The following is a 26783-nucleotide window of genomic DNA, read 5'->3' as shown; positions in this document are numbered from 1 at the left end:
CACCGAAGACGCAACGGCTTATTGGGATTCAAGCTCGTCGACGAACGGGTCCGACGTCGCAGGCGGAGCCACGGGCTGAGATGCCGGGCGCCGAGCCCCTGCACCTCGAGAGGGCGGGCGCCGAGCTCCCGCGTTTCGAGACGTCGGGCGCCGAGGCGTCCGGCTCCCGGCGGCCGGTCTCCGAGATTCCGGGCGCGTTGCCGGCGCGGGTCGAGTCGCCGTGCACCGAGGGAACCGGGGCGCATCAGCCCGGCCGCAGTGCCACGAAAGCACTGGCATCGGACCGGGAGCCGGCATCCGACGCGGCGCACATGGAGGAGTCCTCGGGGTGCTCCCGTTCCGAGACAGCGCGGTCCGAGGGGTCGCGTTCTGGTGTTGAGGTGCGACGGTCTGGGGTGGTGGGGTGAGCGTCCGGGTGGTGGTGGCCGACGATCAGGAGATCGTGCGGACCGGGTTGAGCATGATTCTCAATGCGCAGCCGGGGATTGAGGTCGTCGGGGTTGCTGCGAACGGGCATCGGGCGGTTGAACTGGCGCGGCAGGTGCGGCCTGACGTCTGCCTGTTCGACATTCGCATGCCGGGGGTCGACGGGATCGAGGCGACGCGGGCGTTGGCCGGGCCTGGGGTCGAGGATCCGCTCGCGGTGGTCGTCATCACCACGTTCGACCTGGATGAGTACGTGTACGCGGCGCTGCGGGCAGGGGCGCGGGGGTTCCTGCTCAAGGATGCCGGGCCGGCGCTGCTGGCGCAGGCCGTGCACGCCGCGGCGAACGGGGAGGCGCTCATCGCGCCGGTGGTCACCGCCAGGTTGCTGCGGGCGTTCGCCGGGGCGGGGCCCGCGCCCAGCCCGCCGCAGCCGGTCGAGGCGCTCACCGAGCGGGAGGAGCAGGTGCTCGCGAAGGTTGCCGGGGGGCGGAGCAACGCCGAGATCGCCGCGGAGCTGGGGATCACGCTCAGCACGGTGAAGACGCACGTGGCCAGTCTGATGGCGAAGCTCGGGGTCAGGAACCGGGTCGAGATCGCCATCTGGGCCTACGAGACGAGGCGGGTAGTACTTAAGCACGGTCCGCCGTAGGTCCAAGTGGCGATGAGTGGCGGCGGGGGTGGCGGTCACCATCGACGCATGACCAAAGCCACCTGGCTCGTCCCGACCGGGCTGATCGCGCTCAGCTTCGTGCCGATGGCCGCCGGCACCATCCGTCTCGTCGAACTGGGCGGCGGCGGGACGCGTACACCTGACAACGCCCGCTTCTTCGACCAGCCGCTGCCGGTCGTGCTGCACATCATCAGTGCCAGCGTGTTCCTGCTGCTCGGCGCGTTCCAGTTCTCCCCCGGGCTGCGCCGCAGGCGGGCCGGCTGGCATCGGGCGGCGGGGCGGCTGCTGATCCCGCTGGGCATCGTCGCGGCGCTCACCGGTCTGTGGATGTCGGTGATGTACGACCTGCCGCCCGCCGACGGCACGCTGGTGATGCTGGAGCGCCTGCTGTTCGGCACGGTGATGGCGGTGGCGCTCGGGCTCGGGTTCGCCGCCGCCCGGCGCCGCGACTTCCCCACACACAGCGCCTGGGTGACGCGTGGCTACGCGATCGGTCTCGGCGCGGGCACGCAGGCGATCACCCACGCGCCCTGGTTCCTGTTCGTCGGCGAGCCCGGGCCGTCCGCGCGGGCGTTCCTGATGGGCGCCGGCTGGGTCATCAATCTCGCCGTGGCGGAGTGGGCGATCCGCCGCCGCCGCGCGAAGTCCCAGCAGCGCCCGAGCCGCAGCGCACCGGTCCCCGCAACGCCATGACGCCGCAACGCCATGACGCCACAAAGCGATGACGCCATGACGCCACAACGTCGTGACGCCGCAACGCCACGACGCCACAACGGACAGGGCACGACGGCAGGGCACGACGGCAGGGCAGGGCAGGGCCTCAGGCGGCGGGCTTCCACACCGCCGTGACCGAGCCGGTGAGGACCGTCCACCTGGGACGGTCGGCGTGGACGGGGACGGGGCGTTGCGGGCCGGCGGCGACGCCGTTGACCATGCCGTAGTCGACGCGCGGGCGCACGAGGCCGGGCAGGCCGCGCTCCGGCATCAGCGACAGCGTCGTGCGGACCTGCTGGTCGGCGAACTCGGCGCCCAGGCAGCGGCGCGGGCCGAGGCCGAACGGGATGAACTCATACTGCCGGGGCGCCGGCTCCCCCGCCCGCCAGCGCTGCGGCCGGAAGGCCTGCGGCGACGGGTACACGAGCGGATCGCGGTGCTCGGGCAGCGGTGCCATGAAGAGCAGCGCCCCCTTCGGCACCGGCGGCGAGCCCGCGATCTCCACGGTCGTCGTCGTGACCCGCCGGGGCAGGGTGATCGGCACGGCGGGCAGCAGCCGCTGCGACTCCTTCAGTACTGCCGCCAGGTCGTCCTCGTTGGTCACCTCGACCGGGCGTGGCAGAGGATCGACAGCGCGTCCGGGCGCGGGTCGGCGGCGCGGCGGCCGGCGATCAGCGCGGCGAGCTCGTCGTAGGCGGCCGCGACCCGGCGCAGCCACCGCCCGTACGGCGACCAGGGCAGATCCCGCCGGAAGAGCAGCACCCGCGGGTCGGCGGCGGTGGTGCCGAGCGTGACGATCCGGTCGGCGAAGGGGCCCAGCGACGCGGCGTCGTCGAAGCCCAGCAGGCAGCGCATGAGGTCCGTCTTGGAGATGCGCAGGCACTCCCGCTTGAGGTCGAACGGGTTCCCGCCGGGCGGCGGCGAACCGGGACCGCGCGAACGTGTCTGCGAACACCTCCCGGTAGTGCGCCATCGCGGTGCGGTGCACGGCCGGCATCAGCAGCTTCCGCCGGCGGGTGTGCTCGGCGCCGTTGGCGGTGATGACCGCGTCGAACATGCCCGACCACGGCCGGCCGGGCGGCAGGTCGAAGAGCCCGTCGGCCCGGTGGAACGCGGTGTTGTCGGTGAACACCTGGCGCACGCAGCCGCGGACCACGACGACGGCGTGTGATGATCGGACGCTGTGACCCGCCTGATCCTCATCTGCGGCCTGCCCGGCGCGGGCAAGTCGACCCTGGCCCGGCGGATCGTCGCCGGGCGGCCCGCGGTGCGGCTGTGCCCGGACGAGTGGATGGAGGATCTGCGAATCGACCTGTTCGACGAGGACGCCCGGGACCGGCTGGAGCGTCGCTTCTGGGTCCACGCGCAGGAACTGCTGCGGTTGCGGCAGACGGTGGTGCTGGAGTCCGGGTTCTGGGCCCGGGCCGAGCGCGACGAGAAGCGCCTCGCCGCCCGCGCGCTCGGCGTCGGGGTGGAGCTGCACTACCTCACCGCGCCGGTCGACGAGCTGGCCCGCCGGATCGCGGCGCGGGCCGCGGCGGGCGAACCGGGTGCGGTGCCGATCAGCCGCGAGCTCCTCGACACCTACGTGCCGCTGTTCGAGGCACCGACGGCCGAGGAGCTCGCGCTGTTCGATCAGCCGGCCGACGTGAACCGGGCCGCCGGCTCGCCCGACAGGTGACCCGGCGGCAGCCGCCGCCCGCAGACGACGAGGAGCAGGTCCTGCGCGAGGCCTCGCAACGGCGTACCGCCGCCGCCGAACCGCCAGTCGAGATCCGTGGCCTCCAGCGTGACGCCGCTCAGGTCCGCGCCGAAGTATTCGACGTTGCGCGGCCGCATCGCGTCCAGGACCAGCCGGAGCCGGTCGAGCGGCACCCGCCGGTCGAGCCCGAGCGCGACCGTGCTGTCGAGGCCGTGGATGATCTCGTGCGACAGCGCCCCGGTCGCGCCCCCGCCCGGCGGCGCCCACGGGTGCTCGACGTTGTCCCGCAGCGACCGCAGCAGCGCCTCGGCCGGCATCCGGGCGGCGTCCCGCCGGGCGACCCGGTCCGACATCGCGTTGAACCGGCCGCCGGAGCGCACCATCTCCCACACGAACCCGCCCAGCCCCATCCGGAACGGCATCGTGGTGTGCGCCACCACCTCCCGGACCCGCCATCCGGCGCACAGCGACGGCGCGTCCCATTGCTCCGGGGTCAGCGCCCCGAACACCTCCGCCAGCTCCGACCGCTCCGCCACGACCGCGGCCCTCTCCTGCGACATGCGACATCCTCCTCGTTCGGCGTTTCCGGAGGGTGTACGAACGGAGCGGGCGAGACTCATCGGTCACGAGCGCGGCCCAGCGAGACCAGCCGGGGGCACGAGCGTGGGCCAGTTACACTGCCGAGTCATGACGACCTTGACCCGCCGACTCGCTACGGTCGCCGCCGCTCTCGCCATCGGGCTGGGCGCGCTGACGGCGTGCAGCTCCGACAACGTGACGTGCTCGACCAGCGCGTGCACCGTCACCTTCGACCGCGGCGTGGAGGCCGAGTCCAAGGTCCTCGGCGTCGAGGTCAAGCTGATCAGCGTCGACAACGGCAACGTGAAGGTCGACGTCGGCGGCACCACCGTCAGCGTCCCGGTCGACGGCAGCGCCGAGGCCCAGGGCTTCACCATCGCGGTGCAGAGCGTCACCGACTCCCAGGTCGTCGTCCGGGTCCAGAAGAGCTGACGGGTGGCCGGAGGCCGGTCTGCGGCCCGGCCCCCGCCGCACGGCGAGCCGGCGGATACCGACCGGTAGGGTGTCCGGCGTGAACATCGCCGCTCTGGTCCTCGTCGGCCTCGTCGCCGCGCTCCACGCCTACTTCCTGGTGCTGGAGATGTTCCTGTGGACGGCCCCGCGCACCAGGGCGGCGTTCGGCACCACGGCCGAGTTCGCCGAGTCCAGCAAGGCCCTGGCCGCGAACCAGGGCCTGTACAACGGCTTCCTCGCCGCCGGCCTGGTCTACGGCATCGTCGCCGACGACCCGGTCGGCTTCGCGATGCGCGTCTTCTTCCTCGCGTGCGTGATCGTCGCCGGCCTGTACGGCGCCGCGACCGCCAGCCGCCGCATCCTGCTCGTCCAGGCCCTCCCCGGCGCCCTGGCCCTGATCGCCGTCGTGCTCGCCCACTAGGTGCTGTCTCGCGGATCGTTGGCTGTCGGCGATGGCGTGCGGCCTGGCGACAGGGGTGCGTGATCCGGTGCCGCCGCTCGGTGAAGACTGGCTCCGAACGTCGCCGACTTCGGGAGTGCACCATGTCATCCCTGTTCAGCGGACCGGTACTTGGTGTTCGGATGCGCCTTTCGCCCAGCACCGGGGCGCAGCCGGTCTATGCCGAGATCGTGGTCGACATCGAGCCGCTCGGGGACGGGACAACCGAGTTCGAGTTCGTCAGCCTGGCTCGCCCGCTTCGTGCTGAATTCGCTGCCGCGGTCGAGTCCGGTCTTCGAGATGAACTGAACAGCCAGGTGGCCAGCAGAGGTTTGTCGTCCGTATTCGAGGGCGCAGGAGTCCGGGTCACGCTCACCACCGCCCGTTCGCACGACGTCGATTCGAGCGTGTCAGCCTTTCTGACAGTGGCGCGCTTGGCCGTCCGAGCCGCCGTCGAACGCTGACGAAGGAGCTGAGCTTCGCTGCTCGCGGCCATCGGGGGTACGGCGCGTAGCCAGTCCGACGTCTCGACGAGGTCGAGGGTGGCCGCCGCGGCACCTCAAGCCCCGCCCGCGCCACCCCGAGCCCCGCGCCGGCGGACTGTGCCGAACCGCCGCGCGCACGTCACACACGGGTCTACGCTGAGTTAAGTGAAAATCACTCGCTGTGCACTGGTGCTGTGTCTGAGCCTCGCCGTCGGGGCATGCGCCGACAAGGACAAGCCGGGGGGCGAAGGAACGGCCACGGCGGCGTTCAACGCGGGGCTGACCGAGGTCGTGAACCCGTCCACGGCGACCGGCGGCACATTGAAGCTGGCCAGTGCGCACGACGTGGACTCGTGGGACCCGACCCGGTCATACGTGACGGCGGTGTACAACCTGCAGCGGCTCTACGTCCGGACGCTGCTGACGCCGGACGCGAAGCCCGGGGCCGACGGGTTGAAGCTGGTCCCGGACCTCGCCACGGCGGCGCCGGAGATCTCATCGGACAAGCTGACGTACACGTTCAAGCTGCGCGACGGGATCAGGTTCGAGGACGGGTCGGCGATCACGGCGAAGGACGTGCGGCACGGCATCGAGCGGCTGTTCGCGCAGGAGGAGCTCAGCGGCGGGCCGACGTACCTCATCGACCAGCTCGACCAGGGCCAGCACTACCCCGGTCCGTTCGCCAACAAGAACGGCCTGAAGAGCATCTCGACGCCGGACGACAAGACGATCACGTTCAAGCTGGCGGAGCCGTTCGCCGACTTCCCGTACCTGCTCGCGATGGGCGTCGCCGCGCCGGTGCCGGCGGCGAAGGACACGGGCGCGAAGTACGGCGACAAGCCGGTGTCGAGCGGGCCGTACCGGTTCGAGACGATCGACCCGGGCAAGGAGGCCGTGCTGGTCCGCAACGAGCAGTGGGACCGGGCCACGGACACGGTGCGCAAGGCGCTGCCGGACCGCATCGAGCTGACCTTCGGCACCGCGCCCGACGAGATCGACCGGCAGCTGCTGGACGGGGACCTCGACGCGGACGCCGGGCAGGGCGGGGTGCAGTCGGCGTCGCAGCCGAAGGTCCTGCTCGACCCGGTGCTGAAGGCCCGCGCCGACGAGCCGACGACCGGGTTCGTGCAGTACGCGGCGATGAGCACGGCGGTGAAGCCGTTCGACGACGTGCACTGCCGGCGGGCCGTGCAGTACGCCGTCGACAAGACCACCGTGCAGACCGCCCGCGGCGGGCCGGACGCGGGCGGCGACATCGCCGGCGCGATGCTGCCGCCGGGCATCCCGGGGCACGACCCGTCGCTGGACCCGTTCCAGACGAGGAGCGGCAAACCGCAGCCGGACAAGGCCAAGGCGGAGCTGACCGCGTGCGGCAAGCCGGACGGCTTCGAGACCGTCATCGCCACCACCAACAGCCCGAAGGCGTCGAAGACCGCCGAGGCGATCCAGGCGGCCCTGGCGGCGGTCGGCATCAAGGCCCGCATCGACGCGTCGGACCCGTCGATCTACGCCCGGTCGGTCGTGGGCTCCCCCTCGAACGTGCACACCAAGGGGTACGGGCTGATCATGGGCGCCTGGTCGGCGGACTTCCCGACGGGCTACGGCTTCTTCCCGACGCTGATCGACGGGCGGCTCATCCTGCCCAGCGGCAACAACAACTACGCGGAGCTGTCCGACTCGGCGATCAACGCGCTCATCGACCGGGCCCGTGACACCACGGACCCGGCCGAAGCGGCGAAGCTGTGGTCGCAGGTCGACGCCGCGGTCATGGACTCCGCGACGATGTTGCCGCTGACGTACGACAAGGTGCTCAACTACCGCAACCCGCGCATGACGAACGTGTTCGTGAACCAGTACTACGGCATGTGGGACGTCACGGCACTCGGGGTGGCCTGAGCATGGCGTAGAGGGGCGGGCCGTCGCCGATGTGGAACGGCTGGGTGTCCGCGTACCCGTGCCGGCCGTACAGCGCCGCGTTGCGCCGCCCGGTCGCCTCCAGGTAGGCGGGCAGCCCGGCCTCGTCGGTGATCCGGTGGTGCTCGCGCAGCAGCCTGCTCCCCAGGCCCTGCCCCTGCCGCTCCGGCCGGACGCCGAGGAACGCCAGGTAGTCGTGCGCCAGGCCGTCCGGGTGCGCGGCGAGCATGTCCTCGTCGAGGCGGACGAACCGGCCGGTCGCCTCGCCGCACGCGGCCGCGAGGCGCCGGTCGTAGTCGGCGATCTCCGGCTCGAACTTGCCGTCGAGGCGCACCCACGCCGCGGCCGCCGCGCCGTCGGCGGTGACGTACACCGTCCCGTGCTCGACGAACCACGGCGTCACGAGGTCGAAGTACCGCCGGTACACCTCGATCCGCTCCGACCGGTCGGGCACCAGCCAGTGCGCGATGTCGGTGTCGTCGAGCGCGGTGGCGAGCACCGCCGCGACCGTGCCGGTGTCGCCGGCCCCGGCGACGCGGATCGCCGGGGCTGTCGAGGTCGACGTCATCGGGACGGACCGGCCCGGTGCGCGGCGGTGTCCTCGGGCTGGACCGTGAGCAGTGCCGCGCTCACGCCCTGGCCGATGCCGCGGTACGTGTCGGGGTTGCCGGCCTTCAGGAACGCCGCCCACGCGGCGCCGACCAGGGCGGCGGCCAGGAACAGGCCCGGGAACAGGTACCGCGCCAGGTCGGTCGGCTTGACGCCCAGCAGCGTGTCGAACTCCAGGATCGTCACGATCAGTACCCCACCCAGCAGCACCGCGCCGATCGCCGGGGCGATGAACCGCCGCCACGGCGACACCTGGGCGACCTCGCCGTCGCGGGTGCGCAGGAAGAACGCCAGCACCGCCACCGACGTCACGGTCATCAGGATGAGCACGCCGAAGCCGCCGGTCACGGTCCACCAGAAGAACAGGTGGACGAACGGGTCCAGGCCGTCGCTCGCGGCGAACACGGCGAGGACGACGGCGGCCAGGATCGTCTGCGTGAGCGAGCCCCACAGCGGCGCCCGGAAGCGGCGCCCGGTGGTGCCGAAGAAGCTGAACAGCACCCGCTCCCGGCCGAGCGCGAACGTGTAGCGGGCGGCGGTGTTGTGGAACGCGAGCAGCGCCGCGAACAGGCTGGTGATGAACAGCGCGTGGCCCAGGGTCAGCCAGATCTCCGCGAGGTGCGGGCTCACCAGCACAAACATCGTCTCGCTGGAGTTCTCCGTCGACAGGCCGATGATCTTGTCCGGTCCGGCGGCGACCGACATGGCCCACGAGCAGAACGCGTACAGCAGGCCGATGATGATCAGCGACAGGTAGGTGGCGCGGGGGATGTTCCGCTTCGCGTTGCGGGTCTCCTCGCTGTAGACGGCGGTCGACTCGAAGCCGACGAAGCCGGCCACGGCGGTGGCGAGCGCCGCACCCGTGCCCGCGCTGAACAGCTGCGACGGGTTGACCGTGTCGAAGGTGACCGTGCCGCCGGCGGGGTGCGCGAGCTCCACGATCGAGAAGATCAGCGCGATGATGACCTCGGCGCCGAGCAGGACGCCGAGCACGATGCCGCTGAACTCGATGCTCAGCACGCCGAGGACGGCGATGACGGCCCAGGCGATGAACGCGCACGCCCACCACTTCAGGTCGATGCCCCACTGGTCGGCGAGGAAGCCGCTGAGCACCGGGCCGAACCCGCCGTACAGGCCGATCTGCATGAAGTTGTACGCGAGCACGGCGACACCGGCGGCGCCGAGGCCGGTCACGCGGCCCAGGCCCTGCGCCACGTAGGCGTAGAACGCGCCGGAGTTGACGATGTGCCGGGACATCTCGGTGTACCCGACGCTGAAGATGCCCAGCATGGCGGCCATGGCGATGTACGCGACGGGGATGCCGAGCACGCCGGTGACGGCCCAGCCGGCGGTCGCGCCACCGGCGATGACGGTGAACGGCGCCGCCGCCGCGATCACCATCAGGATGACGGTCAGGACCGTCAGCTTGTTCTGGTCGAGTGCCGAGTCGACCTTGCTGGTGTAACCGCCTGTTGGCGGCGCGGTGCTGACAGGCATGACATCCTCCGGGGGAAGCGGGGGTGGGGGGTGTTTCAGCGTCCGTTCATCACCTTGTTGCCGATGACGACCCTCGTTTCCTGGATGAGGGTCTGCACATCCGCGTGGGACTGCTGGATGAGGTGGTCGAAGTATGCGTACGCGGCCTGACCACCGCCGTCGAGAATGCTCGGGAGCAGCCCCGTCGCATCGGCGATACCCAGCAGGTGGACATCGATCTGGTCGACCGGTCTGCGCTGCGCCAATGCCGTCCCCAGCCGCACCCTCGGCCACACGAACTCGTTCGTGTCGGTCGGCTGATAGAACGTGAAGCGGCGCAGCAGCCGCCGGCCTTCCTGGGGAATGACATGATTCCCGGCGACCATCCTGCGGGCGACCCGTTCATAGGCCTCCATCGACAGATATGCCAGCCAGGTGCGCACGTCGCGGGGCGTGCGCTCGCCACGGATGTCGTCCAGGACCGCGTGCGCGACGGAGTCGCCGGGCGTCGACCCGCTGCGCACGAACAGCAGCCCGTCCTCGACGGTCAGGATGCCGGCCCAGCCGAGCTCGCCGATCAGCGCGGAGGCGAGACCGATCCGGGTGGCGTCGTCGGACAGCCGCAGGGTGCCGCTGCGGTCGTCGTGACAGAGCCGGAAGAAGTCGTCGGCGAGCGGCTCCCGGCGCATGCGGTCAGCCAACAACCGCGTGCCATTCCCGCTGGTGCCGCACAGTCGTCCCCCGTGAATGAATGTCCGTGACCGAGTCCGCACAGCACCGTAGCGGTTGGTCACGACACACTTCAATCCCGAACGACGTTTTAACAACTTGGAAACGGATCGGTCCAAGCGCGCGTGACCCGATTTGCGAGGTCAGCACCACTATGACGAACTTCGATCGCGAAGTTTTCTTTCGTTCCATGCGGGTAAAATGGATCTTCATGGACGTGTTCACGATTGCCGCACCAGGCGACGGCCCGTACGGCATCACGACCGGCCCCGACGGCGCGCTGTGGTGCACACTGGTCCACGCGGGTGCGGTAATACGCATAGCCCTGGACGGGACAACGACGCGCTTCAATGTGCGGGACAGCGGCGGGCCCGCGCTGATCACGCCCGGCCTCTGGTTCTCACTGCTGCACACCGGCGCCGTGGGGCGGATCTCCCCCTCCGGCGAGGTGTCGCTGGTGCCGCTGCCGGGCGTCCAGGGGACCTACGGCGTCGCCTCCGGCCCGGGCGGGGGTTGCACGTACACCACGATGCAGCCGCCACACATCGGATTCATCGGAATTGACGGAGCTGTCGCGACCGTGTCCCTGCCGGAGGGGTCGATGCCGTCGATGGTGACGGTCGCCGGCGGCTCGACGTGGTGCACGCTGAACCAGGCCGGTGCGGTGGCCCAGGTCGGGCCGTCCGGTGCGCTGACGATCCATCCGCTGCCCACGCCGGACGCCGGGCCGGTCGGCATCGCCACCGGCGGCGACGGCGCGGTCTGGTTCACCGAGATCGCCGCCGGTCAGATCGGGCGGATCACCGCCGACGGCACGATCACCGAGTTTCCGCTCCCGGACCGCGCCGGCCGGCCGCACGCGATCACCGCCGACCCGGCCGGGGGCTGCTGGTTCACCGAATGGGCGGGCAACCGCATCGGCCACATCACCGCGGCCGGCGCCGTCACCACCTACGACCTCCCGGTCGCGGGCGCCGAACCGCACGGCATCACGGTCGCACCCGACGGCACCGTCTGGACCGCCCTGGAGACCGGCGCGGTCGCCCGCCTCACGCGGACGTGAGGCGGGCGTTCCCGGATTACGACAGCACGCGCAGCTGGACCGTGGTGGCCATGTTGGACAGCTGGGCGAGGATCTCCGCCGGGTAGTCGATCGCGATGTCGGACAGCAGGTAGCCGAACTCGCCGCGGGTCGCCAGGATCTGGCCCTCCACGTTGACCTTGTGACCGGCGAGGATGCTGTTGACGTCGGCGAGCACGCCCGGGACGTTGTGGTGCAGCAGGGCGATGCGGTGGGTGCCGGGAGCCTGCTGCAGGTTGAGCGACGGCAGGTTGACGCTGAGCGTGGTGGAGCCCTCCTGCACGTACTTGTGCAGCTTCTCCGCCACGAACGAGCCGATGTCCGACTGCGCCTCCTCGGTGGACCCGCCGATGTGCGGGGTGAGGATGACGTTGGGCAGGCCGCGCAGCGCGGACTGGAACTCGTCGCCCTTCGCCTTCGGCTCCTTCGGGAAGACGTCGACGGCGGCGCCGGCCAGGTGCCCGTTTTCCAGGTGCTTGCGCAGCGCCTCGTGGTCGATGACGAAGCCGCGGCTCAGGTTGAGGAAGATGCTGCGCGGGCGCATCCTGGCGAACTGCTCCTCGCCGAAGAACCCGCTGTTGCCCGGACGCCCGTCGACGTGCAGGGTGACGATGTCGGACAGCTCCAGCAGCTCGTCGAGCGTGGCGCACCGCTGCGCGTTGCCGAGGGCCAGCTTGTCGGCGGTGTCGTAGAAGTACACCTTGAGGCCGAGGTTCTCGGCGAGGACGGACAGCTGGGTGCCGATGTTGCCATAGCCCACGATGCCGATCGACCGGCCGCGGACCTCGTGCGACCCCTCGGCGTCCTTGTCCCAGACGCCGTTGTGCATCCCGGCGTTCTTCTCGGTGAGCCGCCGGGTCAGCGCGATGATCTCGGCGACGGCGAGCTCGACGACGCTACGGGTGTTGGAGAACGGCGCGTTGAAGACGGCGATCCCGGACTCGGCCGCGGACCGCAGGTCGATCTGGTCGGTGCCGATGCAGAACGCGCCGATCGCCCGCAGGTGCGGCGCGGCGGCCAGGGCCGCGGCCGACACCTGCGTCTTGGACCGGATGCCCAGCAGGTGAACCCCTTCGGAGAGCTTGGCGATCAGCTCGTCCTCGTCGAGCGCGCGCCCGAGGGTCTCGACCAAATATCCCTCGGACCGCATCCGCTCGACGGCGACGGGGTGGATGTTTTCGAGGAACAGGACCCGCACCGGGTCGCTCTGGGAAGTCATTGACTGCACCCCACCTACCCTAAGTGACCTCAGGTGCCACTGGTACGTGACCCGCGACTCGTCCCGCTGTGTGGCTGGCCCTGTGCGACCGCGTGCCGCTCCTGCAGCTTGGCCCGGATCTGCTCAGGCGTGTACGCCCGCCGCCGGCGCTCCGCCCGCGCGACCACCACTCCCGTGGCCGCGACACCCACCACACCGGCCAGGCCGAGGACCTTCCACCACTTCGCCTTCATGGGCATCTAGGGTACTGGTCGTGCAGGGAGCTATCGATCTCGACGACGCCGTTCAGATGACCCGGACGGGCGACCTCTGGGTGTTCCGCGGCCGTTCCAAGGCCGACCGGGCGATCCAGACGCTCACCAACAGCCCCGTCAACCACGTGGGCATGGCCGTCGTCCTGGACGACCTGCCACCCCTCATGTGGCACGCCGAGCTGGGCAAGTCCCTGCCCGACATGTGGACCGGCGGCCACCAGCGCGGCGTCCAGCTCCACGACCTGCGCGACGCGGTGCTGGTCTGGGGCCGCCGCTACGGCCAGCGCCCCTGGCTCCGCCAGCTGCACTACGACGTGTCGCCCCCGATGGAGGAAGCGGTGCTGCGCACCATCGCCCGCCTCGACGGCACCCCGTTCCCGTCCACCGCCCGCCTCGCCGGCCGCTGGTTCTCCGGCCGCGTCCCGAACATCCGCAAACGCAACGAGTCCTCCCTCGAGACCGCCTACTGCGCCGAGGTGGTCGCCGTCACCTACGAGGAGATGGGCCTGCTCCCCAAAGGCCGCCGCGCCAACTGGTACGACCCCGGCAAGTTCTGGAGCGGCGACGACCTCGACCTCCAGCACGGCGCCACCCTCGGCAACGAGATCGCCGTCACGCTCCCACCCGCCTGACCCGTCACATCGCGACCGAGCCGGAGCCGGAAGCGACGGACAGCGCCAACACGCCGGCCCGCAGCCCGATGATCAGTTGACCATCCACCCACTGACAAGACAGCGCTGGATGATGCACGGGAATTGACTCGATCAACCCTCCGGTCTCCGGGTCCCAAATCCGGACAGTCCGGTCGTCGCTCGCGGATACCAGCAGATCGCCGTCGTCCCCAGGCATCGCACATAGATCGTTCACCCCCTTCGCATGGCCTCGCAGCAGGAACTTCAAAGGCTCGCCGGACGCAGGGTCCCACAGGCGTATCGAACGATCGGCGCTCGCGGAGGCAAGGACGCGCCGACCGTTGACCGTGACAGAACGCAGTGCGGTGACCTGTCCGGCGTGTCCGTGACGCACCCAGATCGACGTGCTGTCGGTAGGATCCCAGAGCTGCACGGTGCCGTCGTCGGTCGCCGAGGCCAGCAGGTCGTAGCCGCCGTCTCCGGGGACGGGACAAATGGCAGTCACCACACTGTTCATGGGACCGTGAAGCACCACGTCCTGGCTTGCGGAGATAGGATTCCACAGTCGGATCAGCTCATCCTCGCCCGCTGTCGCTAGGAGTTGACGCCGACCGGTTGAGATCGGTGCGAGCACATTCACCACGGCACCTGCGTCGAGGCCGTGCCGAAACTCGGCCGCTTGCAGATCCCACAGGCGCACTATGGGATCAGCCGTGGCAACCGCCAGAATCCGCCGGTCGTCGAGCGTCACGGAGCAGACATCGGTGACGCCGCCGCGATGCATCAGCGGCTCACGCAACGGGTCGCCAGTCTGCGCATTCCAGACCCGGACCGAGCCGTCCAGGGAGGTCGTGGCAACGGCCCGCGCCCCGTCGACGGCATCCATAGGGTCCAGCTCGCACACGCGCAGCACCGGCCCGACCCGGCCGCCGTCCATGGCGATCTCAGCGCGACCGGTGCTCGGATCCCACAGCCGCACTGTGCCATCGTCGCTGGCCGACGCGAGCAACGGCCGCCGACCGACCGAGACAGTGCAAACGCCGCGGACCCGGTCTGTGTGTATCGCGGTTTCGTCAGCTCCGAAGGTTCGATGTCCTCGGCCCGTCGACGGGTTGTAGAGCCTGATCACTCCGTCTTCGCCGGCGACAGCCAGCATCGTCAACCCGGAAACGGTGACCTCGCACATTCCGGTTACCGGGACCGACACGGTATCGACAGCTCGCACCTGCGCGCCGGTCACCGGATCCCAGAGTCGGACGACATCGTCGTAGCCCGCCGAGGCAAGCAGCCGATGCGGTCCATATGACACAGCGCACAACGCCGTGACCCAGCCCAAATGCCCGATCAATTCGTGCGCCAGGGTCCCTGAGTGCGGATCCCAGATCCGGACCGTGCCGTCGTAGCCGGCGGAGGCGAGCAACGTGCCACGATCTGTTGACACCGAGCACAACGCAGTGACCCACCCGCTATGGCCGCGCAATTCCCGGGCGCAGTCACCGGTCGCCGGGTCCCACAACCGTACAGACCGGTCATCGCTGGCGGATGCCAGGAGGTCACGACCCGCCGAGACCGGCACCGCGCACAGCGCACGCACCCAGTCCGCATGCGAGAACGGGCGCTCCTTCGACCTAGGCGAATGCAGCGCGCGTTCCAGTTTTCCCGTCCGCGGGTCCCACAGCAGCACCGTGCTGTCCTGGCCCGCCGTGGCCAGGAGGGTGTCCTCGTCCACCCGAATCCCGCAGACCGCCCGAACCGCGTCCGTGTGAAGGTCAAGCGTCTGTTCCATCTGGCCGGTAACCGGATCCCAGATCCGGACGGTGAAATCGCCGCCTCCTGAGGCGAGCAACGACCTGCCGTCCACCCGCAACGTACAAACCCCAAGAACCGCGTCGGTGTGCCCCTCCAGCACCGCCCGCTCCGACCGGGGAGGAGTCCGCGCCCAGATCGACCGATAGGTAGCGTCAGCGTGCGCGGGCATGCGGCTGTCCAAATGGTCCAGCTGCTCCACAACCGAGAACATCGCGGCCCGCCTTGCGCCTACGACGCCGGCCGCCTTCGGCGTGCGCTGCAACAACCTGGCCCGGGCGCGAGCCAATTGGTCACGCGCGTGCTCGGCGACCGGTAAGAGCCGACGCAGATCGGCGTGCAGCAAAAATGCCGCGTCGGCGAGCAACAGGTCGACGCACCGTCCGCGGTCCGCGTGCGCCGGAAGCCGTTCCGTCAAGTAGGTACTTTTCCAGTCAGTATCGGCACCGTGCTTCAACCATGCCCGCACGAGCTTCGTCTCGTTTTCCGCCCGGTCAGCCGACATCAGGGACTCGTTGAGCGCCTGATGGAACAGCCGGTACACGGGTTCCAATTCCAGGCCGATTTCAACGAGAAAGTTCGCTGCCGAACCACGGGCGAACACCTGCAGCTGATCCTCGGTGACGTGGCCACCGAACGCGGCGATCCCCGCGCGCCACAAAGACAACGGAAGACCGGGCGCTTCGGCATAGGCCAGAACCGTCAGCACCAGGCTGGCCGGGACCATACCCGCCGGTGGCAGCCTGTACACGTACGCATTCAGCGCGGAATCCACCGTAGGCGGAAATGCGACAGCCGCCGGTGACACAGGTTCAACGTCGAAGTTGCCGTGCGCTCCGGCAACCAGCCCAGCAACCAGGAAGTTCCGCTCAGCAAGCGCGGCGATCCGCACGGCCACCTGACGTGCAACGGCCCGGTTTGCATATGGGTGGTCTGCCCCGACCTCCACACCCTCCCGACACAGGGTCGCGTACGCATATTCGACGAGATCGGCTTCGCTGAAGTAGTCATGACTGTCAAGATCGACAACCATCGAAGCAGCACCGAACCGGCCGACCAGGTCCCCTTTGCCGTCCGCACGTCGCGTGCCCACCACGACAGTTGCCCCGGCCTCGGCCAGCGGCACCAGCACGTCGTCGATGAGCTCCCGCGCGCTGCCGACACTGGCAGCCTCGTCCAAGGCATCGACCACCAGGTTGAAGCGCGCCCGGCCAAGCCGCTTGCGGAAAGCGGGCGCAAGCCGCTCGGCACGATCCGGCAGCGCTATGGACACCGAGCGTGCAATCTCCTCCGCAACATCCAAAGCGGTCTTTCCCTTAGCGTGGACCGCACAATCAACGGAGCCTTCCGCCGCGAACACACCGCCGCCCTGCGGGAGAGCCTTCCGAATTTCCGGATCGGCCGTCGTGACCACCCGTCCAAGTAATGCCGACTTCCCCGCGCCGGGCGAACCGGTGATCACCAAGATGCGCCGATTCTGCTTCGGCGCAGCGAACCATTGGTTGATCTTGCGTAGGACCGCTTCCCGCCCTCGGAACCGATAACCCGCCTCGCTCTCGACAGAAACACCTCGGCCACGTGGCGACCAATGCCGCCCGAGCTGTGGATCATCACGCAGAAGCCATCCCCAGGCGGCAAGTGCGGTGTCCTCAACATCCGACACCCTCCACGCCGCGCGTGCACCGATACCGAATTGCGGCGCAGCCTCGTTGATCCAATGCAGCGCGAGCGCGAATCCGTCGCCGACACTGCTGGCTTGAGTCACCAGCCCGACCACCGCTTGATAATCCGGTGACCACAACGGGCCACCGCTGAACCCTTTCATCAATTTCGTCTTCGCCGAAGCGGTATCGAGCAGGAGCGTGCCTGTCGTCAGACTGCTGGTCACGCGACCCTCAGCAAGACTGCCGTCTTTGTGAGGAAACCCGAAGGCCCACCATTCACGACCGACGAGTTCCTCGTCCACGGCCGTCCGCAGAGGAGCCGGGCGCACGCTCGGCGGCGTCGCGCTCTCCAGCTGGATTAGCGCTGCGTCGAGGCTCGCGTGATCGATCCGGGTCGCACGCAGCCGATGCAGACCTGCCGAGTATGTCTTCGACATGGGGAACGACACCCACGCCTCGGTCAGCTTCACGCCACCCGCATCAAGCACATGACTGCAGGTCAGGACCAGGTCCGCACCGATCACCACGCCGGTTCCGATCGGCTCCTGGTCATGCCCTGACCGGTGGATCGCAACGATCCAGCTCTTGTCTGCAGGTTGGATCGGACCAGACACCGTTAGTCGCCAGATCGTGATGGGATTGGCTCGGGCGTGACGGTGTCAGCGGCCGGGACCTCCGACCTGTCCCATTTGAGCGTCACCTCGAAACTTCCTTCGGCTGACGACTTGGCGATCAACCAGTCCGCTGCACCTGTCACCTTAATGCCGAACTTCACCTCGATCCCGTCGGGACTGAGTTCTTTCGCACGCTCAAGGACTGCCTTTGCCGCCTCGATGGCTGGCACTGCGGCGTCTCGCACACGACCCAGGACGGCGTGGGTACTCGCCGGGCTGAAGCCTTCGGGCGGATCGATTTCAAAGCCAACGACCGTGCCATCGTCAGCCTGGTATCTGACGATCTCCGTCAATGGCATGCAATACCCCCTCAACCGGTAGCAGCGCAGCATTGAATCCCCGCGCACCGGAGCGCGTGGGCAACAATGTGGGCCTGCAGCCGGCAAACCCGCCCATCATCGTGGACGAGATGCGTGCGCTCCGGCAACCCTTCCGAGGGGACCGATCGCTCGGCGTACGGTCGGCCTACCGGCTCCGCCGATCGGCCACGCGAGCCCAGTGATCGGGTGTATTCTGAGCAAATTGCAGCGGTGAAGAGCCTGAACCGGGCGATCTTCCTCAGCGACCTTGCTCTCCTGCGTCAAGGTCGGCAGAATCGGGCCATCCCGATGCCTGGAGGTGCTGATGCGGTCGTGGGCACATGTGCCGACCGACCGAGTCGTCCACCTGACCGGCGTAGACCTCCCATCGCTCATGGAAATTCTGTGTGCGCAGCCTGATGACACGCCGGCAACGTTGACGCTCGATGCGCGCGACGCGACGTCAGCCTCTGAGTTCATCGACGACTTTTTGGGTGAAATGCAGCGCACATGCATCGAATCCGTCGCGGCATGGCTTCCCGACGCGGTCGCCGTCGGCGGCTCCGGTGGAGTCACAGTCAGTGCCGTGCGATCGATAGCTCGGACCGCTGCACTTCGAGACGGGCACCACCGCCCGCTCTTCGGCGACCTGGCGGTCGCCGCCGTCTGCGGTGCGCCGTTCGACGCCTCCCGCTTCGGTGCGGAGGCGAGGGCTGTCGGGTTCAGCCGGGTGATCTGCGCAGCGACCGCGCGTCCGACCCTGGTCATCATCTGTCATATTCATGACAGGTTCGCCGGCCATGAAGAGGCCTTGCTCAACGCCGCTGAATGGCTCATCGATCACGCAAACATCGGCGTCTGGCTGATCGGACGTCCACGAGTCGCCAGCGACCGGGTCACGACGGTGGACCTCGGCTGGCCGGCTTGGAGGCCCGCGGTGGCCTCCGTCGCAGCTGGCCAAACCCACCCTGGCAGTCCGACGGAGCGACTCCTCGAGGCGGCGTTGAGCAAGTGTGCGTGGGCCGCTGGCCGCGCGTGGAATCAGCCATACCAGGCAGCAACACTGATGAATCCAGTGCGGCTGGATCTGTTGTGGTCCGCGGAGAAGTGCGTCGTGGAGATCGACGGACCTGAGCACCGGGCCCCGAACCAGTTCGCTGCCGACCGTAGACGTGACGTCTACCTGCAGATCAGTGGCTTCGCCGTGCTTCGGTTCACGAACGAGCAGGTACAGGACGATGTTTGGAATGTCGTCGCTCTCATCGAACGTTACGTAAGGGCCCGACGATTCGGGCCCCGGGAAGGACAACTCGATGCCGGATAAAGACCTCACCCCGGTGCAGCGGTCGGTGCTGCTAGTACTCATGGCCGAAGGCCGTGAGTTGGCTAATGTGGAGCTCACCGGCCGCTACCGATTGAAGCTCGAGAAGGGACAACGGGACACACTGAAGCGCCGGGAGCTGATCCGGACGCGGACAGAGAACCGTCGGGTGTATCTCGAGCTGGGGGACGCCGGCTGGACATGGTGTGAGTCGCAGTTCAGCGCGGAGGTGCCACAGGGCGCCGGGCACGGAGGCGCGGCCGCCTACGCGCTGCTGGCCTCGATCTGGAGATACACCCAGCATCAGCAGGTCGAACTGTCTGAGTTCTTCGTGCGGATTGAACCGGTGAACCTCGAGGATCAGATCCGGCAGGCGTACACCAAGCTCGCTGCCCCAGGCGAGCAGGTCCGGCTCGTCGACCTCCGGCCGCTCATCGGTGGTGGCAACTCGGACCAGTCCGCTGTCGATGCGGCGCTCGTCGCCATGAGCCGGCTTGCGGACGTCCATGTCTATCCAGAGTCGCGGCAGTCCGCGCTGCAGGACAACGACCGCGCCGCCGCCGTCACCATCGGCAACCAGGCCAATCATCTGATCGTGATCGATTAGCCGTGGATGACACCCAACGTCGAGTCTTGCGGCGGCTGACCTTCAACTGGGCGCCGACCGCCGACGATGTATGGAGGCCGGCTCCGTTTCACGTCGCCGACCTGCACGGCGGTGCAATCCAGACGGTCCTCGGCGGGTTTGAGGAGGCCGAGGACTACGAGGACTCAAGCCCCATCGGCGTCGTGGTGTTGGGGCAGCGGGGCGCTGGCAAGACTCACCTGCTCGGCGTGGTCCGCGAACGTGTTCAGGCCGCAGACGGATACTTCTTCCTGGTCAACCTGTACGACACACTAGCCTTCTGGCGCAGCACCGTCCTCTCGGTGCTCGACGGGCTGACGCGCGAGCCGGTCGACGGAATGAACCAACTGCACATCTTCACCTCCCGGCTGGCTGAGCGAGTCGGCGCGCCCAGAAACGTTCGCCGCGCAGTCACAGGAGAAGCGGAGCTTTCCCGACCGGTGTTGGACGCGTTCGTCGATCTGCTCCGCAAGTCGGACAAGCAGGTGGCCGTCGACTGCCAAGACACGCTCCGGGCGTTGGCGCTCCGAGCGTCGGACGACCCCCGCTCGCAGGACGTCGGTCATACCTACCTGTGCTCCAACGACGAGGAGGAGCCCGGAGAGCGCGCGTCGTGGGGCATTCGCCGGGGCAAGCGGTCAGCGCAGGAGATCGTCAAGGACATATCCCGGTTGCTCGCCCTTACAGGGCCGACGCTCATCGCCGTGGACCAGATCGACCTGCTTATCGCGCAGTCGGTGAAGTCGGCCGCCACAACAGATCCTGACCAGTGGAAGCAGACGCTGGTAATTGAGCAGATCGCCGGTGGCCTGATGTCGCTGCGCGAGGTCACCAAACGGACGGTCACGGTGGTGACGTGCCTCCCCGCGGCATGGGAGGAGATCAAGACGAAGGCCACCGACACCGTTCAAGATCGGTTCACCGCGCCGGTTCGCATCGAGCGGGTCGCCGTGTCAAAGTTTGGCCGGGAACTGGTGGCAAGGCGTTTCCAGGAACGATTCGAGCGTCTCGGCTTCACCCCGCCATATCCGACGTGGCCAATTCTGGAGTCGGCGTTCGACACCGAGGCGCAGTTCACGCCGCGAGAGCTTCTGGTCGTCATCGACGCACATATCAAGGCATGTCTGAACAGCGATACTGTCTCGGACCTGCGGACACTCGGCGGCGCCGAGACGAAAGCAACGGTGCGGACGGCACGGGTCGTGCCGCCGGTAACGCCAGCGCTCGACCTCGACCCGTTCGACCTGGAGTTTGCCGAACTGCGTGGCCAAGCAGCACCCGAGTTGGCCCTGGCAGCCGAGACCGAGGACACGGAAGTCCCGTCGCTGCTGACAGCAGGTCTGCTCGCCTGGATCGAGGAGCAGGGCACCGCCGGCCAGCTGTTCAGTGTCGATCCGCCGCCCGGGGACAAGCCGGCCCTGCACGCGCGCCTGCGGCTGAGCATCGAGGGCGCTATCGAAGACGAGGCGCACTGGGCATTCCGCGCGATCAGCGCCGATCATGGCAACGCGGTCCTCAACCGCTTGCGCAATGCCAGCACCGGCACGGGGCTCACCGAGGGCGTCTCGAAACGACGGCTCTTCCTTCTGCGGAACAAACCGTATTCGACCTCAAAGGCGACCCAGCAGGTGCTGGAGGCGTTCGGTCGAGCCGGTGGCGTGCTATTGCGCTTCCCCGAAGAAGACATTCGGACGTTGTCGGCACTTCGCGGCCTACGCCAGGCACACGAGCACGAGCCAGAAGCTTTCCGCACGTGGCTGCAGGCGCGTAAACCGACGACCACAGTGACATTTCTGACCGAAGCGCTGACGGACGTCGTACCAGATGCACTATCGGTGCCGATCGTGGCGGTAGGCCCGGATGAGACTCATGAGCCTGCGCGCGAGGTGCCGGCCGACGCCGTATTGCTCGGCACGACGGACCCGTCGAACGATCCGGTGATCATCGCGCTTGAGTCCCTGCGGAGGCACACGGCTATCTTCGCGGGATCGGGATCGGGCAAGACCGTCCTGATCCGACGACTGATCGAGGAATGCGCCCTGCAAGGCGTGTCCACGATCGTCCTGGATCCCAACAACGACCTCGCCCGGCTCGGCGACGCCTGGCCGGAAGCGCCTTCGAGCTGGCTGCCCGCAGATGCGGGAAAGGCCCGCGACTATCTGGCGCACACGGAGGTCGTGATTTGGACACCACGCCGGGAGAACGGCCGCCCGCTCGCCTTCCAGCCACTTCCGGACTTTGGGGGTGTCATGGATGATCCCGACGAGTTCGGTATCGCCGTCGACGCTGCGGTCGGCGCCCTGGCACCACGCGCAAAGGTGGACGGCAGCACTGGCAAGGCGCAACTCGGCCGGGCGGTGCTCCAGGAAGCCATGCGTGCCTACGCGCGACAGGGCGGGCAAAAACTCAAGGGTTTCATCGACCTGCTCGCAAACCTTCCAGAAGGCATCAGCGAGCTCGACAACGCGGAAAAGCTGGCCTCGGAGATGTCCCAGACGCTCTACGCCGCAACCGTCATAGATCCGTTGTTCGGCGGCAAGGGCACCCCTGTCGACCCTGGTGTTCTGTTGACGCCGGCCCGGGGCAAGCGAGCACGGGTCTCGGTCATCAGTCTCATCGGGCTGGAAGGCGACGAGCAGCGGCAGAGCTTCGTCAACCAGCTCCAGCTGGCGCTGTTCTCCTGGATCAAGCGCAACCCCGCAGGTGACCGTCCGTTGGGCGGCCTGTTCGTGATGGACGAGGCTCAGAGTCTCGCCCCATCCGGCGCTCTGACCGCGTGCACGCAAAGCACATTGGCGCTTGCATCCCAGGCGCGAAAGTACGGCCTTGGACTCGTCTTTGCCACTCAGGCGCCGAAGGGCATTCACAACCGGATCACCGGCAACGCGGCCACCCAGCTGTACGGCCTGCTGACAAATCCGGTGCAGATCAGCGCGGCCCGCGAAATGGCCAAGATGAAGGGCGGTGATGTGCCCGACATCGCCCGCCTGGGCCAAGGCCAGTTCTATGCGACGGTGGAGGGTGACGCTTTCCGCAAACTGCGGTCACCGCTGTGCCTGACGCACCACCCAAAGAGCCCACTGACCCCTGAAGAAGTCCTTGACCGGGCGAGGACCGACGTAGCCAGATAAAGGATCTTGACATCAGGCCCAACATCCGCAAGCGCAACGAGTCGTCCCTCGATATCGCCCGCTGCGCCGAGGTGGTCGCCGTCACCTACGAGGAGATGGGCCTGCTCCCCAAAGGCCGCCGCGCCAACTGGTACGACCCCGGCAAGTTCTGGAGCGGCGACGACCTCGACCTCCAGCACGGCGCCACCCTCGGCAACGAGATCGCCGTCACGCTCCCACCAGCCTGACCCGGCCGACCTTCCCGGCCCGGCTCGGCTCAGCCGGCCAGGGCGGTCGCGGGCATCAGGGTGGCGGCCAGCTCCCGGGCGAACCGCATCCGCGGCGCGGCCGTCTCCGGACGCTCCCCGTACTCCCGGGCCAGGACGTCGACGCAACCCTGCGCACCGTGCCGGGTGACGGCGACGGTCACCGCGGCCCACGCCTCAGCGACGGTGACGGGCCGCGACGGCTGCAGGTCGGAGGCGAAGACAGCTTCCGCGATGAACTCCGTGACGGTGCCGATCATGTCTGCCTCCCAGTGCTGTTCCCCCGTGTGTGCTGCCAACCACAACTCAACGCTCCAACGGGAGCAGCACCACACCCCAAACGGGTTCCGGACGGTTGCGGACCAACCGTTCACCCGACACACCCAATCCGTCGTCACCGCCCCACCCGCCCGACCCGGCCTCGCACCGTCGATCTGGTTGTTACGCGGGACCAGGCGCCGGTAGTGTCCGACTGGCTTGACCAGATGATGGGCACGGCGGCGTTCGGCGGCCGGGCAAACAGGATCGCGTGGTGTGGTCACCCTGCACCGGATCACCGGGGTGCTGGAGACCTCGCTGGCGGAGACCCTCACGCCTGCCCTGCTCCTCCCGCCTGGCCACCGCGCAGGAGCGGGGCATGGAGGTCGGCGAGGTCCTTGAAGATCCCGGAGCTCCCTAGCTACCGGCCGCCGCCTGAGCGGCGCTTGGCCAACATGGTGACCACCACGACCACGACGACGGTGATGACGGCGGCGGTGCACAGGCCGCAGAGGACCAGCAGGTGCCATGGCTTCAGCGCGCCCATCGGTGTTTCCTTCCGCCGGCGCAGGACATCGACGAGTGATCCTAGCCAGGCAGCTTGACGGTCGGGTCGTCCGGGCGGCCGCCGAGGCGCTGGGTGGTCGGCTCCTCGGTGGTGAGGCGGACGGTGACCTGCTCGCCGATCGGGTCGGGTGCGGGCGGCGGGAGGTCGTCGTCGTCGAGGGGCGGGACGAGCTGCGGGACGACGCGGTGGACGGTGGACAGGACCGCGGCGACGATGAGGCCCGCGGTGCCGGCGATGCCCAGGGCGCCGCCCGCGTAGGCGGCGAAGAGGCGGCGGCGGCTCAGGTCGTCGACGGCGACGTCCAGGGCCTGGTCGGTCAGGTAGAGGGCGGCCGCGGCGCCGAGCAGCAGGCCCAGGGAGATGAGGGTGAGGAAGACGGTGGCGTAGGTGCTGGGCGCGCCGTACGTGACGCCGCCGTGGCGGCGCTGGACGAGGACGATGAAGACGCTGGCGAACGCGGCCCAGGCGCCGACGACGAGGAGGGCGGCGACGGCGTCGCTGGGGCGGTGCCAGCCGGCGGAGAGGGTCGCGACGCCGGCGAGGGCGGCGAAGCCCGCGGCGATCAGGGCGCCGGTGGCGCGCGCCTTCGCCGGCAGGACCAGGACGAAGGCGACGGCGACCGAGGCGGCGATCGTGGTGTGGCCGCTCGGCAGGCTGTTGCCGACGCCGGAGCGCTCCAGGTCGACGCCGAGGTCGGGGCGGGTGAGGAGAGCCTTGATGACCTGGGTGGTGACGTTGGCGCCGCCGATGAGCAGGACGGCGCCGACGGCGAGGGCGACCCGGCGGCGGATGAGGGCGATGAAGCCGACCGTCACGGTGGCGACGGTGAGGGAGAGCACGGAGATGCCGTTGAGGACGCGGTCGACGATCGTCTCGACGCGGGCGCGGCCGATGCTGTTGCCGGTGATGGCGAAGTAGTCCAGCAGCTGCCCGTGCTCGGTCTGGACGAAGAACTGCCAGACCCGGGTGGCACCGTAGGCTTCCGCGGCGCCGAGGAGAAGCAGCCACACCACAAGCCCGAGCGGCCATCCACGCATGGCGTGCAACATAGCCGATCCGGCGGGATTACAAACCTGGCAGGTGACCGGAATGCGTGGCCACGCACCAATCAGGGTAGAGAGTCGTTGCTGTCCACGAGAAGGAGGCGGAATGATCACCAGAGTGCGGCCGGCCGGTGTCCTGGTCGGCTATGCGGTCGAGGCCGTCGACGGTCCCGTGGGCACGATCGACCGGGGCACGTACGACACCGGCCGCCTCGTCGTGAAGACCCGCGGCGGCGCGCCGGTCACGCTGCCGGTCGACGCCGTGCAGCGCATCGACCACCGCCGCCGGACGGTCTACCTCGGGGTGAGCCGGGCGTCGGTGTCGGGCTGAGCGGACGCGACCTCGACACGGTTCCGGCCGGCGCGCTTGGCGTCGTACAGGGCGGCGTCCGCACGGGCCACCAGCTCGTCGGAGGTCTCCACGCCGTTCCACTGGGCGAGGCCGGCGGAGAACGTCTGGCCCAGCGGCGTCGCCGCCATGAGCCGCCGCAGCACCGCCACGGACTCGGCGGTGTCCGCGCCCGGCAGCAGCGCGATGAACTCCTCGCCGCCGTAGCGGGCCAGGTGGTCGGTGCCGCGCAGCTGCCCGGACCAGGCCGCGGCGGCGGACTTCAGCAGCCGGTCGCCGGCCGGGTGACCGTACTCGTCGTTGAAGCGCTTGAAGTGGTCGAGGTCGATCATGACGACGGCCAGCCCGGCACCGTCGCGGCGGGCGCGTTCGAGGGCCGCGGGCAGCTCGGCGCCCCAGGCGCGCCGGTTGGGCAGGCCGGTGAGCTCGTCGGTGCGCGACAGCTCGCGGACCCGGGCGGTCTGCGCCTCCAGCTGCCGCAGCAGCTGCGCCATACGGATGACGACCAGCAGGAACAGCACGATGGAGCAGATCGCGATCGGCAGCGCGTCGGTGACCTCGCCGGCCGCGATCTGGCCGAGCAGCAGCAGCGGGGCCATCAGCGACGCGAGGGTGAGCAGGACGAGCAGGCCGGGGCCGAGCTTCGGCGGCGGGCCGGCGGTCTCGCCGACCTGGGCGGCGGAGCGGTGCAGCGCGGCGTGGCCGACGAGGACGTACGCGAGGAGGAACACCGCCCCGAGGACGCGGTGCGCGGCGGGGCCGGGCTCCACGCCGATCGTGTTCAGCACGGCCCAGGTGACGTCGCCGGCCAGGAAGAGAAACGCCGAGGCGATCATCAGGCGGAACGCGGCGCTCCGGGCGCCGCCGCCGAGCAGCAGGCGGGTCAGCATCGCCAGGACGAGCACGTCGCCGACCGGGTACGCGACGCCGGTGAGGTGGGCCAGCGGTGACAGGTCGGTCTGGTCGATCGCCGGGCGGATCATGAACACCCACGCGAGCAGGCCGAGACCGGTGGTGACGGTGGTGGCGTCGACGAGCGCGCCCCAGTCGTGCCCCTCGGACCGGCGGCGGATGAGCAGGACCAGGCCGATCGCGAGCCCCGGGTAGAGCGCCAGGTAGCCGACGTCGGGCCAGCCCGGCGACTCGTACTCGGCGTTGACGTGGAAGCTGTAGGCCTCGACGAGGATGCCGGTCGCGTTGCCCCACACCCCGGCCGCGAACGCCAGCCAGGCCGCCCGGGCGGTCCCGCGGTGCCGCAGCGCGCCCGCGATGATCGCCGAGACCGCCAGGTAACCGGTGAGCACCTGCACCGCGACCTGCCACCAGCTGCCGTCGGGCACAAGGAACGACAGTGCGACGCAGGTCCCAGCGGCCACCAGGTACCACCGCAGCATCATGTCACTTAGCGTAACCGCAAA

General features: G+C 69.1%; 28 protein-coding genes. 14 read left to right on the top strand and 14 right to left on the bottom strand.

The features are described from left to right. The first annotated feature begins 403 nt into the window (after positions 1-403). Together AB0I21_RS15790 and AB0I21_RS15785 are read left to right on the top strand one after the other, a co-directional pair. Positions 404-1075 carry a response regulator transcription factor gene (locus tag AB0I21_RS15790; protein ID WP_360561667.1) on the top strand — a complete coding sequence of 224 codons (672 nt, stop codon included), beginning with the start codon at positions 404-406 and terminating at the stop codon, positions 1073-1075. Between the two features lie 48 nt (positions 1076-1123). Further along, on the top strand, positions 1124-1789 hold the full coding sequence (locus tag AB0I21_RS15785) for a DUF2306 domain-containing protein (RefSeq protein WP_360561665.1): 666 nt from the start codon (positions 1124-1126) through the stop codon (positions 1787-1789). A 127-nt stretch (positions 1790-1916) separates the two neighbouring features. On the opposite strand, the gene AB0I21_RS15780 is transcribed toward AB0I21_RS15785, so the two are convergent. Continuing rightward, entirely contained in the window at positions 1917-2414 is a 498-nt protein-coding gene (locus AB0I21_RS15780; protein WP_360561663.1) for a cytochrome P450, read from the bottom strand. After that, positions 2411-2665: a hypothetical protein gene (locus AB0I21_RS15775; protein WP_360561661.1), complete on the bottom strand. Its 255-nt coding sequence runs from the start codon at positions 2663-2665 to the stop codon at positions 2411-2413. The genes AB0I21_RS15780 and AB0I21_RS15775 overlap by 4 nt, the downstream gene beginning before the upstream one ends. A gap of 328 nt (positions 2666-2993) precedes the next feature. Between AB0I21_RS15775 and AB0I21_RS15770 the strand changes: the two genes are divergently transcribed. Next, positions 2994-3491, top strand: a complete 498-nt coding sequence (locus AB0I21_RS15770; RefSeq protein WP_360561659.1) for an AAA family ATPase — start codon at positions 2994-2996, stop codon at positions 3489-3491. Here the strand turns inward: AB0I21_RS15770 and AB0I21_RS15765 are convergent. After that, positions 3446-4072: a maleylpyruvate isomerase family mycothiol-dependent enzyme gene (locus tag AB0I21_RS15765; protein ID WP_360561658.1), complete on the bottom strand. Its 627-nt coding sequence runs from the start codon at positions 4070-4072 to the stop codon at positions 3446-3448. The genes AB0I21_RS15770 and AB0I21_RS15765 overlap by 46 nt on opposite strands. 127 nt (positions 4073-4199) lie before the next feature. Between AB0I21_RS15765 and AB0I21_RS15760 the strand changes: the two genes are divergently transcribed. The 4 genes from AB0I21_RS15760 (at position 4200) to AB0I21_RS15745 (ending at position 7364) form a co-directional block, all read left to right on the top strand. After that, positions 4200-4523 carry a hypothetical protein gene (locus AB0I21_RS15760; RefSeq protein WP_360561657.1) on the top strand — a complete coding sequence of 108 codons (324 nt, stop codon included), beginning with the start codon at positions 4200-4202 and terminating at the stop codon, positions 4521-4523. 79 nt (positions 4524-4602) lie between these two features. Further along, the gene (locus AB0I21_RS15755) at positions 4603-4965 is read left to right on the top strand and encodes a DUF1304 domain-containing protein (protein ID WP_344498292.1); all 363 of its coding nucleotides are present in this window, start codon (positions 4603-4605) and stop codon (positions 4963-4965) included. A 122-nt stretch (positions 4966-5087) separates the two neighbouring features. Continuing rightward, positions 5088-5447: a hypothetical protein gene (locus AB0I21_RS15750; protein WP_360561656.1), complete on the top strand. Its 360-nt coding sequence runs from the start codon at positions 5088-5090 to the stop codon at positions 5445-5447. Positions 5448-5633: 186 nt separating this feature from the next. Further along, positions 5634-7364 carry an ABC transporter substrate-binding protein gene (locus tag AB0I21_RS15745; RefSeq protein WP_360561654.1) on the top strand — a complete coding sequence of 577 codons (1731 nt, stop codon included), beginning with the start codon at positions 5634-5636 and terminating at the stop codon, positions 7362-7364. Here the strand turns inward: AB0I21_RS15745 and AB0I21_RS15740 are convergent. Genes AB0I21_RS15740 through AB0I21_RS15730 form a run of 3 tightly spaced genes read right to left on the bottom strand, consistent with a single transcriptional unit; the run spans position 7342 to position 10156 of the window. Then, a complete protein-coding gene (locus AB0I21_RS15740; protein WP_360561653.1) occupies positions 7342-7950 on the bottom strand; it encodes a GNAT family N-acetyltransferase in 609 nt (202 codons plus the stop codon). The two genes, AB0I21_RS15745 and AB0I21_RS15740, sit on opposite strands and share 23 nt — an antisense overlap. Then, positions 7947-9488: an APC family permease gene (locus tag AB0I21_RS15735; RefSeq protein ID WP_360561651.1), complete on the bottom strand. Its 1542-nt coding sequence runs from the start codon at positions 9486-9488 to the stop codon at positions 7947-7949. Before AB0I21_RS15735 ends, AB0I21_RS15740 begins: the two co-directional genes overlap by 4 nt. A 35-nt stretch (positions 9489-9523) precedes the next feature. Then, positions 9524-10156, bottom strand: a complete 633-nt coding sequence (locus tag AB0I21_RS15730; protein ID WP_344498284.1) for a GPP34 family phosphoprotein — start codon at positions 10154-10156, stop codon at positions 9524-9526. 194 nt (positions 10157-10350) lie between these two features. On the opposite strand from AB0I21_RS15730, the gene AB0I21_RS15725 reads away from it, so the two are divergent. Then, a complete protein-coding gene (locus AB0I21_RS15725; RefSeq protein ID WP_360561649.1) occupies positions 10351-11259 on the top strand; it encodes a virginiamycin B lyase in 909 nt (302 codons plus the stop codon). Positions 11260-11275: 16 nt separating this feature from the next. Here AB0I21_RS15725 and serA read toward each other — a convergent pair whose 3' ends face one another. Continuing rightward, positions 11276-12496 (bottom strand): phosphoglycerate dehydrogenase, encoded by a 1221-nt coding sequence (serA, locus tag AB0I21_RS15720; protein WP_360561647.1) that lies wholly within the window; start codon positions 12494-12496, stop codon positions 11276-11278. 29 nt (positions 12497-12525) lie between these two features. Then, positions 12526-12729 carry a hypothetical protein gene (locus tag AB0I21_RS15715; protein WP_360561645.1) on the bottom strand — a complete coding sequence of 68 codons (204 nt, stop codon included), beginning with the start codon at positions 12727-12729 and terminating at the stop codon, positions 12526-12528. Between the two features lie 56 nt (positions 12730-12785). Here AB0I21_RS15715 and AB0I21_RS15710 point away from each other — a divergent pair, with 56 nt between their 5' ends. Beyond that, entirely contained in the window at positions 12786-13382 is a 597-nt protein-coding gene (locus AB0I21_RS15710) for a hypothetical protein (protein WP_360561670.1), read from the top strand. Positions 13383-13386: 4 nt separating this feature from the next. On the opposite strand, the gene AB0I21_RS15705 is transcribed toward AB0I21_RS15710, so the two are convergent. Continuing rightward, positions 13387-17466 carry a trypsin-like peptidase domain-containing protein gene (locus AB0I21_RS15705; protein WP_360561643.1) on the bottom strand — a complete coding sequence of 1360 codons (4080 nt, stop codon included), beginning with the start codon at positions 17464-17466 and terminating at the stop codon, positions 13387-13389. Between the two features lie 2 nt (positions 17467-17468). Continuing rightward, positions 17469-17825 (bottom strand): CU044_2847 family protein, encoded by a 357-nt coding sequence (locus AB0I21_RS15700; RefSeq protein ID WP_360561641.1) that lies wholly within the window; start codon positions 17823-17825, stop codon positions 17469-17471. A 325-nt stretch (positions 17826-18150) separates the two neighbouring features. Between AB0I21_RS15700 and AB0I21_RS15695 the strand changes: the two genes are divergently transcribed. The 4 genes from AB0I21_RS15695 (at position 18151) to AB0I21_RS15680 (ending at position 23129) form a co-directional block, all read left to right on the top strand. Next, on the top strand, positions 18151-19149 hold the full coding sequence (locus AB0I21_RS15695) for a DUF559 domain-containing protein (RefSeq protein ID WP_360561640.1): 999 nt from the start codon (positions 18151-18153) through the stop codon (positions 19147-19149). Continuing rightward, complete coding sequence (locus AB0I21_RS15690) at positions 19139-19753, top strand: hypothetical protein (RefSeq protein ID WP_360561638.1); 615 nt, start codon at positions 19139-19141, stop codon at positions 19751-19753. The genes AB0I21_RS15695 and AB0I21_RS15690 overlap by 11 nt, the downstream gene beginning before the upstream one ends. A gap of 2 nt (positions 19754-19755) precedes the next feature. Next, positions 19756-22902: an ATP-binding protein gene (locus AB0I21_RS15685; RefSeq protein WP_360561637.1), complete on the top strand. Its 3147-nt coding sequence runs from the start codon at positions 19756-19758 to the stop codon at positions 22900-22902. Positions 22903-22973: 71 nt separating this feature from the next. Beyond that, positions 22974-23129 carry a hypothetical protein gene (locus AB0I21_RS15680; RefSeq protein WP_360561635.1) on the top strand — a complete coding sequence of 52 codons (156 nt, stop codon included), beginning with the start codon at positions 22974-22976 and terminating at the stop codon, positions 23127-23129. Between the two features lie 29 nt (positions 23130-23158). Here the strand turns inward: AB0I21_RS15680 and AB0I21_RS15675 are convergent, their stop codons facing one another. From AB0I21_RS15675 to AB0I21_RS15665, 3 genes are all read right to left on the bottom strand, one after another. Further along, entirely contained in the window at positions 23159-23407 is a 249-nt protein-coding gene (locus tag AB0I21_RS15675; RefSeq protein ID WP_344498276.1) for a hypothetical protein, read from the bottom strand. 419 nt (positions 23408-23826) lie between these two features. Further along, entirely contained in the window at positions 23827-23952 is a 126-nt protein-coding gene (locus AB0I21_RS15670) for a hypothetical protein (RefSeq protein WP_360561633.1), read from the bottom strand. 41 nt (positions 23953-23993) lie between these two features. Continuing rightward, entirely contained in the window at positions 23994-25010 is a 1017-nt protein-coding gene (locus AB0I21_RS15665) for a phosphatase PAP2 family protein (protein WP_360561632.1), read from the bottom strand. 112 nt (positions 25011-25122) lie between these two features. On the opposite strand from AB0I21_RS15665, the gene AB0I21_RS15660 reads away from it, so the two are divergent. Beyond that, the gene (locus AB0I21_RS15660) at positions 25123-25347 is read left to right on the top strand and encodes a hypothetical protein (RefSeq protein ID WP_360561630.1); all 225 of its coding nucleotides are present in this window, start codon (positions 25123-25125) and stop codon (positions 25345-25347) included. Here the strand turns inward: AB0I21_RS15660 and AB0I21_RS15655 are convergent. After that, positions 25311-26762, bottom strand: a complete 1452-nt coding sequence (locus AB0I21_RS15655; RefSeq protein WP_360561628.1) for a GGDEF domain-containing protein — start codon at positions 26760-26762, stop codon at positions 25311-25313. The genes AB0I21_RS15660 and AB0I21_RS15655 overlap by 37 nt on opposite strands. Positions 26763-26783: the final 21 nt, after the last annotated feature.

The organism is Dactylosporangium sp. NPDC050588 (assembly GCF_040654975.1).
Classification (GTDB): Bacteria; Actinomycetota; Actinomycetes; order Mycobacteriales; family Micromonosporaceae; genus Dactylosporangium; species Dactylosporangium maewongense.
Note: the sequence above shows the minus strand (reverse complement) of the source record. Positions and strands in the feature narration are given on the sequence as shown.

Excerpts from the sequence above, each read along its gene's own strand:
- AB0I21_RS15785 (WP_360561665.1), top strand. The coding sequence starts at position 1,124 with ATGACCAAAGCCACCTGGCTCGTCCCGACCGGGCTGATCGCGCTCAGC.
- AB0I21_RS15775 (WP_360561661.1), bottom strand. The coding sequence starts at position 2,665 with ATGCGCTGCCTGCTGGGCTTCGACGACGCCGCGTCGCTGGGCCCCTTC.
- AB0I21_RS15765 (WP_360561658.1), bottom strand. The coding sequence starts at position 4,072 with ATGTCGCAGGAGAGGGCCGCGGTCGTGGCGGAGCGGTCGGAGCTGGCG.
- AB0I21_RS15760 (WP_360561657.1), top strand. The coding sequence starts at position 4,200 with ATGACGACCTTGACCCGCCGACTCGCTACGGTCGCCGCCGCTCTCGCC.
- AB0I21_RS15750 (WP_360561656.1), top strand. The coding sequence starts at position 5,088 with ATGTCATCCCTGTTCAGCGGACCGGTACTTGGTGTTCGGATGCGCCTT.
- AB0I21_RS15740 (WP_360561653.1), bottom strand. The coding sequence starts at position 7,950 with ATGACGTCGACCTCGACAGCCCCGGCGATCCGCGTCGCCGGGGCCGGC.
- AB0I21_RS15735 (WP_360561651.1), bottom strand. The coding sequence starts at position 9,488 with ATGCCTGTCAGCACCGCGCCGCCAACAGGCGGTTACACCAGCAAGGTC.
- AB0I21_RS15730 (WP_344498284.1), bottom strand. The coding sequence starts at position 10,156 with ATGCGCCGGGAGCCGCTCGCCGACGACTTCTTCCGGCTCTGTCACGAC.
- AB0I21_RS15725 (WP_360561649.1), top strand. The coding sequence starts at position 10,351 with ATGACGAACTTCGATCGCGAAGTTTTCTTTCGTTCCATGCGGGTAAAA.
- serA (WP_360561647.1), bottom strand. The coding sequence starts at position 12,496 with ATGACTTCCCAGAGCGACCCGGTGCGGGTCCTGTTCCTCGAAAACATC.
- AB0I21_RS15715 (WP_360561645.1), bottom strand. The coding sequence starts at position 12,729 with ATGAAGGCGAAGTGGTGGAAGGTCCTCGGCCTGGCCGGTGTGGTGGGT.
- AB0I21_RS15710 (WP_360561670.1), top strand. The coding sequence starts at position 12,786 with ATGACCCGGACGGGCGACCTCTGGGTGTTCCGCGGCCGTTCCAAGGCC.
- AB0I21_RS15700 (WP_360561641.1), bottom strand. The coding sequence starts at position 17,825 with ATGCCATTGACGGAGATCGTCAGATACCAGGCTGACGATGGCACGGTC.
- AB0I21_RS15695 (WP_360561640.1), top strand. The coding sequence starts at position 18,151 with ATGCGGTCGTGGGCACATGTGCCGACCGACCGAGTCGTCCACCTGACC.
- AB0I21_RS15690 (WP_360561638.1), top strand. The coding sequence starts at position 19,139 with ATGCCGGATAAAGACCTCACCCCGGTGCAGCGGTCGGTGCTGCTAGTA.
- AB0I21_RS15675 (WP_344498276.1), bottom strand. The coding sequence starts at position 23,407 with ATGATCGGCACCGTCACGGAGTTCATCGCGGAAGCTGTCTTCGCCTCC.
- AB0I21_RS15670 (WP_360561633.1), bottom strand. The coding sequence starts at position 23,952 with ATGGGCGCGCTGAAGCCATGGCACCTGCTGGTCCTCTGCGGCCTGTGC.
- AB0I21_RS15665 (WP_360561632.1), bottom strand. The coding sequence starts at position 25,010 with ATGCGTGGATGGCCGCTCGGGCTTGTGGTGTGGCTGCTTCTCCTCGGC.
- AB0I21_RS15660 (WP_360561630.1), top strand. The coding sequence starts at position 25,123 with ATGATCACCAGAGTGCGGCCGGCCGGTGTCCTGGTCGGCTATGCGGTC.
- AB0I21_RS15655 (WP_360561628.1), bottom strand. The coding sequence starts at position 26,762 with ATGATGCTGCGGTGGTACCTGGTGGCCGCTGGGACCTGCGTCGCACTG.